The sequence below is a fragment of the Ruegeria sp. AF8 genome (assembly GCF_056541825.1).
Genome location: NZ_JBQFYW010000002.1, coordinates 268,653 through 280,429 on the forward strand (window position 1 = coordinate 268,653; position 11,777 = coordinate 280,429).

Here is an 11,777-nt window from a genome sequence, read left to right on the forward strand (position 1 = left end):
TAACTTGTCGGAGCAAGTGTGCCGAACCATCTTTCCGACGCCTTCAGCGGCGGTAAGCGTCGGGACGAATGCCATATTTGGCGAGCTTGTCGTAGAATGTCTTTCTTGGAAGTTTCAGCGCCTTCGCCGCCTCGGCCGCCCTGCCGTTGTGCCGCCCAAGTGCCGCCGTCAAAAGGCTGCGTTCCACCCGTGCCATCTGTTCGGCCAGCCCAAGTTCAGACGCCTGCGCGACATCTTCGGGCATTCCCAGAACAAACCGCATGGCCGCCGACATGAGAGAGCGCGCATTACCCGGCCAATCCTGCGCCATCAGCGCGGCCTGATGATCCTGAGTGATTTCGGGTTCGGGGATACCGGCCTGTTCGGCGGCGAGTCCGACGTAGTGGCGGAAGATCACCGGGATGTCTTCGGGACGCTCTGACAGCGAAGGAATGCGCACACGCATTACGTCGAGGCGATAGAACAGGTCGGGATTGAACCGCCCATTGGAGGCCAGATTAGCCAGATCGCTGGTGGTTCCGGCCAGAATACGCAGCCCCGCGCCCTGCTCCAGCCGTTCGAGAACCGCGTATTGAGTAGCCTCGTGCATAGCCGAAACCTCGTCCAGGAAAATCGACCCGCCCGCCGCATCATTGCAAAGGCGGATGAATTCGCTGGCGATCAGACCCGAAGCCCTCCGTTTGACAAATGGCCCCTGCGCCGAGGGAGACATCAGATGGATGACCTCGGCCACTTTCGAAATGCCACTACCGGGCGGGCCGGTTACCAGCACTTCGGCCTGGGTCGGAGCGACGCTACGGACCCTTTCCCGCAACGCTTCGGACTGGGCCGATACCCCAAAGAGCATCCGCGCCGCCGGATCGCCTCTTTCCAGCTGCCGTTTGAGAGCCCGATCTTCGAGAACGGCTTTTCTTATCCTGAAGGCCCGTTCCAGCACCTCCAGCAAATCAGAGGCGGCGCAGGGCTTTTCGAGAAAATCGAACGCCCCCTGCCCCATCGCCTGAACCGCCATCGGAATGTCGCCCTCGCCGGTCAGCAGTATCACCGGCAGGTCGGGATCGATTCCCTGAGCATAACTCAGCAAGTGAAACCCGTCGCGTCCCGGCATGCGGATGTCTGACAGGATCACGCCATGAAAGTCGGCGCGGATATGATCTTTGGCCGCCACAAAGGAACTGGCCGCGAGCGGCTGGTAATCGGCCAGTTCCAGCGTCTGTCCCAGCGCCTCGCGCACCGCCGCGTCGTCATCCACCAAAAGCACCTTTCGGATCATGCGGCCTGTTCCTCGCGATAGTGGTCGAGTTCCACAGTAAATTCGGCGCCATCCAGGGTGTTGGCGCCCTTGATGTTGCCACCAAAGCTTTGCACCAGACCATAGGAAATCGACAGGCCCAGGCCCAGGCCCTCGGAACTGCCGACGGCCTTGGTGGTATAGAACGGCTCGAATATCTTTTCCGGGTCTTCAATGCCCGGACCTGTGTCGCGTACCGCAACCGTCAGACGGTCGCCTTCCGTCAGCGTGATCGAAATGCGCTTGCCGGATTGACCGGACATAGCGTCGGCAGCGTTGTTGATGAGATTGACGAAAACCTGCACCAGCCGCACCTCGCCGCCCCAGGCATAGACCGGTGCATTGGGCGGCAGCCAGTCCAGCGAAACGGCGTCGGCGCGCAACCGGGCTTCGGTCAGTTCGGCGGCAGTGTTCACCACCTGCACCAGATCGACCTTGCCCACTGGTTCACTTTCATTGCGGGCAAAAGCGCGAAGGTTTTTAATAATCCGTGCCATGCGCGACGCCATCTGCGAAATCCGGCCAAGGTTTTCACCGGCTCGCTCGCCATTGCCGCGTGCCAGAAAGGCCGATCCGTTGTCGGCAAACTGCTGGATCGCCATCAGCGGCTGGTTGAGTTCATGGCTGATCCCCGCCGACATCTGCCCCAACGCGCTGAGCTTGCCTGCCTGGACCAAGTCCGCCTGAGCGCGTTTCAAGGCGGCTTCGGCTTCTTGCCGTTCGACCACTTCACGACGCAGGGCGGTATTGGCCGCGGTCAGCGCGCGGGTGCGCTGCGCCACCCGGCTTTCCAGCACCGTGTTCGCCGCTGCCAAAGCGCGCCGGCGTTCGGTAGCAAGATAGAGCATCGCCCCGAAGGCCAGGCAAATGGCCGCCACCGCCGCCGCCTGCAACCCCGCCAAACGCTGAGCCGGGCCCACATCCACAAGCACCTCGGCAGTCATGTCAATCACCGGCAGATCGAGTGTCAGGTGCAGCGCACGTCGGGGCAGATACCGCCCCCAATTCAGTTTCCAAAGCTCATACCCACCAAACCGGGCCATGGAGAAATCGACCGTCTCGCCCCCCGGCGGCGTCAGCCCCGGCTGCTCGTCGGCGCGTTGCCAGAACAGCAGGTCTGACCGGTTCGAGATAAAAACGACCCCGTCCCCGTCGACGAAGAACACCGCCTCGGTGCTACCGCGCCACGTCTGCTCCACATCCTGCACATCGGCAGTGACCATCAGCGCGCCCTCAACCTGCCCCGAGGGACCAAAGGCGGGGGCGGCATAGGAGTATATCCGGTCGCCATTGCTGGGCTGGACACCATGCGCGCTGCCCAACGCACCTTGCATGGCGCGCTCAAAGGTAGGATGCCCGGCCATATTGTGCTGCGCGACCGGCTGCGCCGCAGCCAGAACCCGACCGCTCCGATCCAGATACATCATGTTGTCCGCCGCCGTCTTGTCGGCCACGTCCTGCAGCAACGCCTGTGCTGCTCGGCGTTGCGCCTGCGTCTCAAGCGTCCGCAGAACGGGATGTTCCGCCATCAACACCGCTAGTTCCTGATACACCTGCATCTGTGTGGTCAGCCGGTCAGCCGCCAGTTCCAGGTCAGCCTCGGCCTTTTCGCTCAACTGTGAAAGGGCCTGACGGTACCCATAGGTCCATACGGCGACAGACAGCAATCCGACCGCGCACAGAAAACCAAGAATGATCCAAGCTCTTTGCATTTCATATGGTCTTGCATTCAAAGAGGCACATGGCAAGTCTGCGTGGATGAAGACCTTGAACCAGAGCCCGGTCGAACCCGGTTTCGTCCAAAACCCCTACCCCTTTTATCAGGCCGCCCGCACCGCCGGCCCGCTTGCCTTCTGGGCCGATTACGGGATGCCCGTGGCTCTGACATACGATCTTGTTCACGGCCTGCTGCGCGACCGGCGGTTCGGGCGCGAAGTACCTGCCGAGCTTGCCACCGAGGGGCCACCGCATCTGGCACCCTGGCTGGCAGTCGAGTCGCATAGCCTGCTGGAGGCGGAACCACCCCGGCATACACGGCTGCGGTCACTGGTTCTGCGAGCCTTCACCTCGCGCGCGATTACGGCGCTGGCCCCGGATATCGAAGCATTATGTCACGATCTGGTGGATGCGTTTCCCGAAACGCCTTTCGATCTGTTGGAGGCCTATTGCACCCAGGTGCCGGTCGTCACCATCTGTCGCCTGCTGGGAGTTCCCCAGGCTATGGCACCGCAACTGTTGCAGTGGTCGCATGCGATGGTCGCGATGTATCAGGCCGGCCGAACTCGCAACACAGAAGACACCGCGGCACAGGCCGCGGGCGAATTCGCCGATTTTCTGCGCGGCTATGTCGATCGGCGCCGCTCGGACCCGCGCAGCGATCTGATCACGCGTCTCATCGCCGCCGAGGAAGAAGGTGAGCGGCTGTCGCCCGACGAATTGATCGCGACCTGCATTCTTTTGCTGAATGCGGGACATGAGGCAACGGTCCATGTACTTGGCAACGGCGTGAAAACCCTGTTGGAAACCGAAACCGACCTTGCAGCCCTTGCACCCGAGAGGATCGACCGCACGGTCGAGGAGATCCTGCGTTTCGACCCGCCGCTGCACATGTTCACGCGTTATGCCTATGAGGATGCCGAGATATGCGGCCATCGATTCACACGCGGCGATCGGGTGGCGCTGCTGCTGGGGGCGGCGAACCGCGATCCGGCGGTGTGGGACCGGCCCGAGCAGTTCGATCCGTCTCGAGACATTCAGACCAATACCAGCTTCGGCGCCGGCCTGCATTTCTGCGTCGGCGCGCCGCTGGCACGGCTGGAAATGCGGATCGCGCTGCCGATCCTGTTCGAACGGTGCCCCGGGCTGCGCCTTGCGCAACAGCCAAGGTTTGCCAACAGCTATCATTTTCACGGGCTGAAGGCCCTGACGGTCCGGCACTCTTAGTCAGCTGACAGCGCATCCAGCGGCAGCATGGTGGTGGATTTGATCTCTTCCATCGACAAAAGCGCCGTGACGTTGTGCACGCGCACTTCCGAAATCAGCGCCTGATAGAACGCGTCATAAGCCCGGGCGTTTCTGACCCGGACCTTGAGTATATAATCAATATCCCCGGCCAGCCGGTGCGCCTCCTGCACTTCGGGGCGGTCGCGCAAGGCCTGAAGGAAACGTTTCTGCCAGTCGGCCTCGTGCTCGGAAGTGCGGATGAGCACAAAAAATGTTGCTTCGAACCCCAGAGCCTCGGCATCGAGCAAAACCGTCTGCTGACCGATTACACCAGCACCTTTTAGCTTGCGGATGCGATTCCATACTGGTGTCTTGGAACTGCCCACACGGCTGGCTATTTCGTCCAGCGACTGGCTGGCATCACGCTGCAGCTCAGCCAGAATTTTTCGATCCGTGTCGTCTATCCGCACCGACATTCCTGATTTCCCTTTCAATTGAAACTGGCGTTCTGGTTTTTTGACAAACCGGAACATATGTCCTTATTTCTGCGCACATATGGCGGCTAGGGGGGAATATTTCCTATATTGCAGTTCAAGTCAAACACACCGCACGGACAGCCAATGCCCTCGCACATCGCCAAAACGGACACCCTGTTTATTGCAAACCCGAACCGCACATCGCGGGTTGGGTCGTGACGGATTTCAACAAGGAGCTTACCTGATGGCCCGCGCATTTACGCCCAAAATCGTTACCGCCAATGATCTGCTGGAAGGCGATGTCATCTATCTGACCGAGGATGATCGCTGGTCACGCGATCTGTCCGACGCCGAACTGATCACCGACGAAGCCCATGCACAGGTGCGCCTACTGGATGCCGAGCGCCAAGCCAACAAGATCGTCGGCGCCTATCTGGCTGATGCTGTGGCGGGTCGGAACGGCCCCGAACCCACCCATTTCCGGGAAGATTTCCGCCGCACCGGTCCGTCCAACTATGCCCACGGCAAACAGGAAACTTCCCCGCAGCCCCGGGTCTGAATTCAGGCTCCTCTCTCCCCAACAACGCCCCGGATCCGGGGCTGCAACAAGGACAGCCAATCATGTATCGCTACTCCGAGTTCGACCACGCCTTCCTCGCCGAGCGCAACGCGCAGTTCCGTGCCCAGGTCGAGCGCCGTATCGACGGATCGCTGACCGAGGATGAATTCAAGCCTCTGCGCCTGATGAATGGCCTGTATCTGCAATTGCACGCCTATATGCTGCGCGTGGCCATCCCCTATGGCACGCTGAACAGCGCGCAGATGCGTCAACTGGCGCTCCTGGCCGAGAAGTGGGACAAGGGTTACGGCCATTTCACCACCCGTCAGAACATTCAATACAACTGGCCGAAACTGAACGACGTGCCGGATATGCTGGACGCGCTGGCCGAGGTCGGGCTGCACGCCATCCAGACCAGCGGAAACACCATCCGCAACGTGACCGCCGACCACTTCGCAGGCGCCGCTGCGGATGAGGTCGCCGACCCGCGCCCCTATGCCGAACTGCTGCGCCAGTGGTCGACCGACCACCCGGAATTCCAGTTCATGCCGCGTAAGTTCAAAATCGCGATCACCGGCTCGGAAAACGACCGTGCCGTGATCAAGGCACACGACATCGGCCTGCAACTGGTCGAGCGTGACGGCGTGCTGGGTGCCCGGGTCATCGTCGGCGGCGGGTTGGGCCGAACCCCGATGATCGGCAAAGAACTCTCCGAGTTCGTCGCCTTTGACGACCTGCTGGCGTATCTGGAAGCCACCGTTTCCGTGTGGAACCAGATCGGGCGCCGCGACAACAAGTACAAGGCGCGCATCAAGATCACCGTGCACGAAAACGGCATCGATACCATCCGCGCCAAGGTGAACGAGCGTTTCCTCAAGGTGCGCGCCCAGTTCAAGGGCGCCGACATGGCCCTGCTGGACGAGATCAAGGGCCATTTTGCGCCGCCGGCCTTCCGCGAAGGGTCTGTTGCGTTGTTCGAAAGCGCCTACACCAACGATCCGGTCTTCCGTTCGTGGGTCGACACCAACATTGCGCCACACAAGAACGCGGACCACGCGATTGTCACGATCTCGATCAAAAAGCATGGCGCAACGCCGGGTGATGCGACCGCCGAGCAGATGCGCGTGATGGCCGATCTGGCCGAAGAGTTCGCCTATGACGAACTGCGCATCAGCCATGAGCAGAACGTGATCCTGCCGCATGTTCACAAGTCTGACCTGCCCGCGATCCACGCGAAGCTGAAGGAATACGAGCTGGCGACCGCCAATATCGGTCTGATCAGCGACATCATCGCCTGCCCCGGCATGGACTATTGCGCGCTGGCAACGGCCCGTTCGATCCCGGTTGCGCAAGAGATTGCGACCCGGTTCGAAGACCTGAAGCTTGAGCATGATATCGGCCACCTGAAGATCAAGATCTCTGGCTGCATCAATGCCTGCGGGCATCACCATGTGGGCCATATCGGCATTCTGGGTCTGGATCGTGCAGGCGTCGAAAACTACCAGATCACTCTGGGTGGCGACGGCACCGAAACAGCCGCCATCGGCGACCGCACCGGCCCGGGCTTTGCCTATGACGAGATCGTGCCGGCCGTTGAACGGATCGTGGACACTTATCTGGAACAGCGCGACAGCGCCGAGGAGACTTTTTTGCAGACCTACCGCCGCGTTGGCATGGCGCCGTTCAAGGCGGCGCTGTATCCCGAGGCGCAGGCCAATGCCGCTTGACCTGATCCAGACAGAACTGGGGGCTGACCGGCGCGAACTGACCGAAAAGGTCGATGCGCTGAACGCCCGGTTCCGCCACCACAGCGCCCATGACGTTATGCATGGCGCGCTGGAGGAGATCGACGAGCTTGCGCTGGTCTCCAGCTTTGGTGCGGAATCGGTGGTGTTGCTGCACATGGCGGCTGTGGTCGACAAGATGACGCCGGTACTGTTCATCGACACCCAGATGCTGTTTGCCGAAACGCTGGAATACCAGCACGAGGTCAGCGAGCGTCTGGGCTTGCGCAATATCCGGATCATCCGCGCCGATGACGAGGATATTGAGCGCGACGATCCGTATGGTGCCCTCCGCCTGCGCGACACCGATGCGTGCTGTAACCTGCGCAAGACCTTTCCGCTGCAAAAGGCGCTGTCGGAATTCCATGGCTGGATCACCGGGCGCAAGCGGTTTCAGTCCGGAACCCGCGCCGCGCTGGAGTTCTTTGAGGTCGAGGACGGCACCGGCCGGATCAAGGTCAATCCGCTGGCCCATTGGGCGCCCGATGACGTACGCGCCTATATGGTCGAAAACAACCTGCCCCGGCACCCGCTGGTGGCCAAAGGATACCCTTCGATCGGCTGTGCGCCCTGCACTTCGCCGGTCAAGGAGGGCGAAGACCCCCGCGCCGGACGCTGGCGCGAACAGAACAAGGAAGAATGCGGTATCCATTTTGTCGATGGCAAGATGGTGCGCGCCGGAGAAAAGATATGAATGTGATCGTAACGGATGAGGGCTTTTCGCCCGATGACTGGACCGACGGCTTTGTCACCCTGGCCGATGCCGCCAATGACGTGGTGGCGCTGGATGTGGCCTCGGACACCGACCCGGATGAGCTGTTTGACCGGCTGGGCAGCGCGCAGATGGTGCGGGTGGACTTTCCCTCGTTCGCCGATGGCCGTGGATTCACCATCGCCCGCACCCTGCGCCTGAAAGGTTTTACCGGCCGCCTCCGCGCCAAGGGGCACGTGCTGGCCGATCAATACGCCATGGCCCGCCGCAGCGGCTTTGACGAGGTTGAAATCGACAACACCCTGGCCAATCGCCAGCCCGAGGATCAGTGGTTGGCCCGTGCGAACTGGCAGGCTCACAACTATCAGTCCCGCCTGCGCGGTTAAACCTCACAATCATTTGTACTCTAATGAAAGGGGAAGACTTTCCCCTTTTCATGACGTATATCAAAGAATATGGAGAGGCGCCGGTCTAGCAGACTGGCAGTGAAACGATGACAGAGATGAAATCCGTGACCGAAGCCACCGTTGTAAAAGCCCCTGTCCTGCCGGACGCTCAAACCGTTCTGGACGTGAAACACTGGACCGACCGCTTGTTCTCGTTCAAGGTATCGCGCCCGCAATCGCTGCGGTTCCGGTCGGGCGAGTTCGTGATGATCGGCTTGCTGGGCGACAATGGCAAGCCGCTGTTGCGCGCTTATTCGATTGCCTCGCCCTCGTGGGACGAAGAGCTGGAGTTCTATTCGATCAAAGTGCAGGACGGTCCGCTGACTTCGAAACTGCAACATATCAAGCCGGGCGATCAAATCATCCTGCGTCCCAAGCCTGTTGGAACACTGGTGCATGATGCCCTGCTGCCCGGCAAGCGCATCTGGTTTTTCGCCACCGGCACCGGATTTGCCCCCTTTGCTTCGCTGCTGCGCGAACCGCAGACCTATGAGGATTACGACGAGGTCATCATCACCCATACCTGTCGCGACGTGGCCGAATTGGAATATGGCAGACAGCTGATCGAAAGCATAAAGCAGGACGAGTTGCTGAACGAACTGATCGGTGAAGGTTTTGGCGACAAGATTCGTTACTATCCCACCACGACGCGCGAAGAGAGCCCGAAAATGGGGCGTATCACCAACCTCCTGAAGGATGGCACCGTGTTCGCGGATCTGGGCATCGAGGGGGGCATCAAGCCGGAAACAGACCGCGCGATGGTCTGTGGCTCACTGGCGTTCAACCACGACATCAAGGCAATCCTGGAAGAGTTCGGTCTGCGCGAAGGCGCCAATTCGGACCCCAAGGAATTCGTGATCGAAAAAGCTTTCGTCGGATAATCCGGCTAAAATTAGCCCAATTGTTTCCACCCCCGGAACGATCCTTCGTTTTGGGGGTGTTCTCGTAAATATTGGCTTTCATTCAGAAAACGGTACAAGAGGCGGCTATTCAACGTCGGCTGACAACCGTTTTGATGGCCGATATGACAGGTTTCAGTCACCTGATCGAGGTGGAAGGTGACAGCGTACTAACGCGGCAGCGCAGCCATTTGAAAGACCTGATCTACCCCACCATAGAGCGCAGCCGGGGCCGCATCGTGAAATCCACCGGTGACGGAATGCTGGTGGAATATCCCAGTGTTCGCGAAGCGGTCCGCAGCGCGCTGGACATTCAGGCAGAGATGTCAAAGCGCGAAAACGACCAACCCGAAGATCATCGCATCCGATATCGTGTCGGCGTCAATATCGGCGATGTGGTGGACGAAAATGGAGATGTTCTGGGAGAAGAGGTCAACGTCGCCGCCTGCCTGGAACAGATGGCGGAACCAGGTGGCGTCTGTGTTTCGGATACGGTCTATCAACTGGTTTGGAATGGCCTGTTCGAGACATTCGTCGATCTGGGTTCGCAATCGGTCAAGAACATGTCCCGACCCTTACGCGTATGGCAGTGGACACCCTATTCTCGCGCCCGGTTCACCGGCGCTGAAGAGCTATATGGCAACAGAAGATCGAGTTCTGCCGCGCCCAGGACGGGGTTAAGCTCGCATATGCGTCGGTTGGAAAAGGCCCGCCCGTCTTCAAGATGCCGAATTGGCTGAGCCATCTGGAATACGATTGGTCAAGCCCGATCTGGGGGCCACTTTCGCACGACGTTGCCAGCCATTTCCTGCTGGTGCGAATCGACCAGCGCGGGAACGGATTGTCGGATTGGAACGTCGACTGTATTTCCAACTGCGCGATGCGACATATCCGCGTTCGCGCCCAAGCTGAATGTGCCCGTTCTCTTGGCACACGCGGAGGGTGACAAGCGCGTGCCGTTGGAAGAAGGGCGACGTCTGGCTGCCCTGATCCCCGGCGCCGAGTTCGTCCCCCTACCCGGCGACAACCACCTGCTATTGCCCGGTACCACCGCAAATGATCGTTTCCGCCACGCTTTCCACGACTTTGTCGCCGAACATGCGTCCTGAAAGGCCGCACCATCGGAAAACATCAGGAATCGTGTATGTTGCCGCTTGAATCGGTTGACATGCCGGTCTAAATTCCGGCCTCGATATTCTGCAATCAGCAAAGGAATGAACCCATAGCCCGCAGACCTCACAACGCGCCGCCGCAACGCGAAACCGGCCCGCGCGTCAATGAAAAGATCCGTGCCCCCGAAATCCGCCTGATCGGCGCTGACGGTGACAATGTCGGGGTGGTTCATCCCGCCAAAGCCCTGCAAATGGCCGCAGATGCCGGTCTCGATCTGGTCGAGATCTCGCCCAATGCCAATCCGCCGGTCTGCAAGATCATGGATTTCGGCAAGTACAAATACGAACAGCAGAAACGCGAAAGCGAAGCCCGCAAGAAACAGAAGATCATCGAGGTGAAAGAGGTCAAGTTCCGGCCCAACACTGACACCCATGACTATGACGTGAAGATGAAGAACGTCGTCAAGTTTCTGGAAAAAGGCGACAAGGTCAAAGTCACTCTGCGCTTCCGCGGCCGCGAAATGGCACACCAAAACCTGGGTCGCGAGTTGCTGGAACGGGTGGCCGAGGACATCAAGGAAATCGGCAAGATTGAGAATATGCCAAAGATGGAAGGTCGTCAGATGATCATGATGATCGGTCCGCTGCCGCAGAAATAAGCCATCATTCCATTCTGTTTGCCAAAGCCCCCTCGGAGTACGAGGGGGCTTTTCTTCTATCGATCCCCGGTTCCGGACCGGGGCCATGGCTCATTCCAGTGGCCTATGAACAGGCATCCACGGCGCGTTTGGCCATAACCCCAACCAGATGCGCGCGGTATTCCTTGCTGCCATGCAAATCGCCGATCATGTTCATCGGATTGATCCGCAGATCCATCAGGGCATCGGCCCTGAACTCCTTGTTCAGCGCCTGTTCCGCCTCGGCCCAGCGGAAGACTCCGTTTTCGCTCGCCCCTGTCACCGCAACCCTGGTGCCATCCGCAAACCTGGCGACAAACACGCCCACCAGCGCAAACCGCGAGGCCGGTTGCAAGAATTTCTGATAGCTGGCCGCCTGCGGCACCGGGAAACGCACCGAGGTGATGATCTCGCCATCCGCAAGGGCGGTGGTGAACATACCCTCAAAGAAATCGTCCGCGGAAATTTCGCGCCCATTGGTAATAATGGTCGCACCCGACGCCAGCGCGACAGCCGGGTAACAGGCCGCCGGGTCGTTATTGGCAAGCGAACCGCCAATGGTGCCGCGATTGCGCACCGCCGGATCTCCGATGTGTCCGGCCAGATCGGCCAGCGCCGGGTACTTACCCGCAGCCTCGCGTGCCACCGCGGCATGGGTCGTCGCCCCGCCGATGACCAACGAACCGTCGTTCTCGACACACACGCCCTGCATCTCGGCGATTCCGGTGAGGCTCACCAGCCTGGACGGAGCCGCCAGCCGTTGCTTGAGCGTCGGGATCAGCGTCTGCCCACCGCCCAATGCCTGCGCCTCTTCCGTCGCCAGCGCCGCCAGCGCATCAGCGATTGTCGAAGGCTTCTCAAACTCGAAACTGTACATT

Annotated in this window: 13 protein-coding genes; 9 read left to right on the forward strand and 4 right to left on the reverse strand. The window is 60.1% G+C overall.

Going from position 1 to position 11,777, the window contains the following annotated elements; genetic code table 11:
* Window positions 1–43: 43 nt before the first annotated feature.
* Window positions 44–1,273 (reverse strand): sigma-54-dependent transcriptional regulator, encoded by a 1,230-nt coding sequence (locus tag ACR0AO_RS06730; protein WP_480601487.1) that lies wholly within the window; start codon window positions 1,271–1,273, stop codon window positions 44–46.
* Window positions 1,270–3,003: a sensor histidine kinase gene (locus ACR0AO_RS06735; RefSeq protein ID WP_480601489.1), complete on the reverse strand. Its 1,734-nt coding sequence runs from the start codon at window positions 3,001–3,003 to the stop codon at window positions 1,270–1,272. The genes ACR0AO_RS06730 and ACR0AO_RS06735 overlap by 4 nt, the downstream gene beginning before the upstream one ends.
* 46 nt (window positions 3,004–3,049) lie before the next feature.
* Between ACR0AO_RS06735 and ACR0AO_RS06740 the strand changes: the two genes are divergently transcribed.
* A complete protein-coding gene (locus tag ACR0AO_RS06740; RefSeq protein ID WP_480601769.1) occupies window positions 3,050–4,234 on the forward strand; it encodes a cytochrome P450 in 1,185 nt (394 codons plus the stop codon).
* Here ACR0AO_RS06740 and ACR0AO_RS06745 read toward each other — a convergent pair.
* A complete protein-coding gene (locus ACR0AO_RS06745; protein WP_480601492.1) occupies window positions 4,231–4,710 on the reverse strand; it encodes an Lrp/AsnC family transcriptional regulator in 480 nt (159 codons plus the stop codon). The genes ACR0AO_RS06740 and ACR0AO_RS06745 overlap by 4 nt on opposite strands.
* Before the next feature lie 244 nt (window positions 4,711–4,954).
* Between ACR0AO_RS06745 and ACR0AO_RS06750 the strand changes: the two genes are divergently transcribed.
* The 8 genes from ACR0AO_RS06750 (at window position 4,955) to infC (ending at window position 10,881) form a co-directional block, all read left to right on the forward strand.
* Window positions 4,955–5,269 (forward strand): DUF2849 domain-containing protein, encoded by a 315-nt coding sequence (locus tag ACR0AO_RS06750; protein WP_480601494.1) that lies wholly within the window; start codon window positions 4,955–4,957, stop codon window positions 5,267–5,269.
* A gap of 62 nt (window positions 5,270–5,331) precedes the next feature.
* Window positions 5,332–6,996 (forward strand): nitrite/sulfite reductase, encoded by a 1,665-nt coding sequence (locus tag ACR0AO_RS06755; protein ID WP_480601497.1) that lies wholly within the window; start codon window positions 5,332–5,334, stop codon window positions 6,994–6,996.
* Window positions 6,986–7,747, forward strand: coding sequence for a phosphoadenylyl-sulfate reductase (locus ACR0AO_RS06760; protein WP_480601500.1), 762 nt, complete (start codon window positions 6,986–6,988; stop codon window positions 7,745–7,747). The genes ACR0AO_RS06755 and ACR0AO_RS06760 overlap by 11 nt, the downstream gene beginning before the upstream one ends.
* Complete coding sequence (locus tag ACR0AO_RS06765; RefSeq protein ID WP_480601503.1) at window positions 7,744–8,151, forward strand: DUF934 domain-containing protein; 408 nt, start codon at window positions 7,744–7,746, stop codon at window positions 8,149–8,151. Before ACR0AO_RS06760 ends, ACR0AO_RS06765 begins: the two co-directional genes overlap by 4 nt.
* Window positions 8,152–8,258: 107 nt before the next feature.
* The gene (locus tag ACR0AO_RS06770) at window positions 8,259–9,092 is read left to right on the forward strand and encodes a ferredoxin--NADP reductase (RefSeq protein WP_480601505.1); all 834 of its coding nucleotides are present in this window, start codon (window positions 8,259–8,261) and stop codon (window positions 9,090–9,092) included.
* A 134-nt stretch (window positions 9,093–9,226) separates the two neighbouring features.
* Window positions 9,227–9,850, forward strand: coding sequence for an adenylate/guanylate cyclase domain-containing protein (locus ACR0AO_RS06775; protein WP_480601507.1), 624 nt, complete (start codon window positions 9,227–9,229; stop codon window positions 9,848–9,850).
* A gap of 186 nt (window positions 9,851–10,036) precedes the next feature.
* Complete coding sequence (locus tag ACR0AO_RS06780; RefSeq protein ID WP_480601509.1) at window positions 10,037–10,219, forward strand: alpha/beta fold hydrolase; 183 nt, start codon at window positions 10,037–10,039, stop codon at window positions 10,217–10,219.
* 200 nt (window positions 10,220–10,419) lie between these two features.
* A complete protein-coding gene (gene infC, locus ACR0AO_RS06785; protein WP_480601772.1) occupies window positions 10,420–10,881 on the forward strand; it encodes a translation initiation factor IF-3 in 462 nt (153 codons plus the stop codon).
* Window positions 10,882–10,984: 103 nt separating this feature from the next.
* Here infC and ACR0AO_RS06790 read toward each other — a convergent pair whose 3' ends face one another.
* A complete protein-coding gene (locus tag ACR0AO_RS06790) occupies window positions 10,985–11,776 on the reverse strand; it encodes an FAD binding domain-containing protein (RefSeq protein WP_480601512.1) in 792 nt (263 codons plus the stop codon).
* Window position 11,777 lies beyond the last annotated feature (1 nt).

What these genes read in the sequence shown, in the direction of transcription:
- ACR0AO_RS06765 (WP_480601503.1), top strand. Translation starts at nt 7,744, where the DNA reads ATGAATGTGATCGTAACGGATGAGGGCTTTTCGCCCGATGACTGGACC.
- ACR0AO_RS06770 (WP_480601505.1), top strand. Translation starts at nt 8,259, where the DNA reads ATGACAGAGATGAAATCCGTGACCGAAGCCACCGTTGTAAAAGCCCCT.
- ACR0AO_RS06740 (WP_480601769.1), top strand. Translation starts at nt 3,050, where the DNA reads ATGAAGACCTTGAACCAGAGCCCGGTCGAACCCGGTTTCGTCCAAAAC.
- ACR0AO_RS06730 (WP_480601487.1), bottom strand. Translation starts at nt 1,273, where the DNA reads ATGATCCGAAAGGTGCTTTTGGTGGATGACGACGCGGCGGTGCGCGAG.
- ACR0AO_RS06760 (WP_480601500.1), top strand. Translation starts at nt 6,986, where the DNA reads ATGCCGCTTGACCTGATCCAGACAGAACTGGGGGCTGACCGGCGCGAA.
- ACR0AO_RS06775 (WP_480601507.1), top strand. Translation starts at nt 9,227, where the DNA reads ATGGCCGATATGACAGGTTTCAGTCACCTGATCGAGGTGGAAGGTGAC.
- ACR0AO_RS06750 (WP_480601494.1), top strand. Translation starts at nt 4,955, where the DNA reads ATGGCCCGCGCATTTACGCCCAAAATCGTTACCGCCAATGATCTGCTG.
- ACR0AO_RS06755 (WP_480601497.1), top strand. Translation starts at nt 5,332, where the DNA reads ATGTATCGCTACTCCGAGTTCGACCACGCCTTCCTCGCCGAGCGCAAC.
- ACR0AO_RS06790 (WP_480601512.1), bottom strand. Translation starts at nt 11,776, where the DNA reads ATGTACAGTTTCGAGTTTGAGAAGCCTTCGACAATCGCTGATGCGCTG.
- ACR0AO_RS06745 (WP_480601492.1), bottom strand. Translation starts at nt 4,710, where the DNA reads ATGTCGGTGCGGATAGACGACACGGATCGAAAAATTCTGGCTGAGCTG.
- ACR0AO_RS06735 (WP_480601489.1), bottom strand. Translation starts at nt 3,003, where the DNA reads ATGCAAAGAGCTTGGATCATTCTTGGTTTTCTGTGCGCGGTCGGATTG.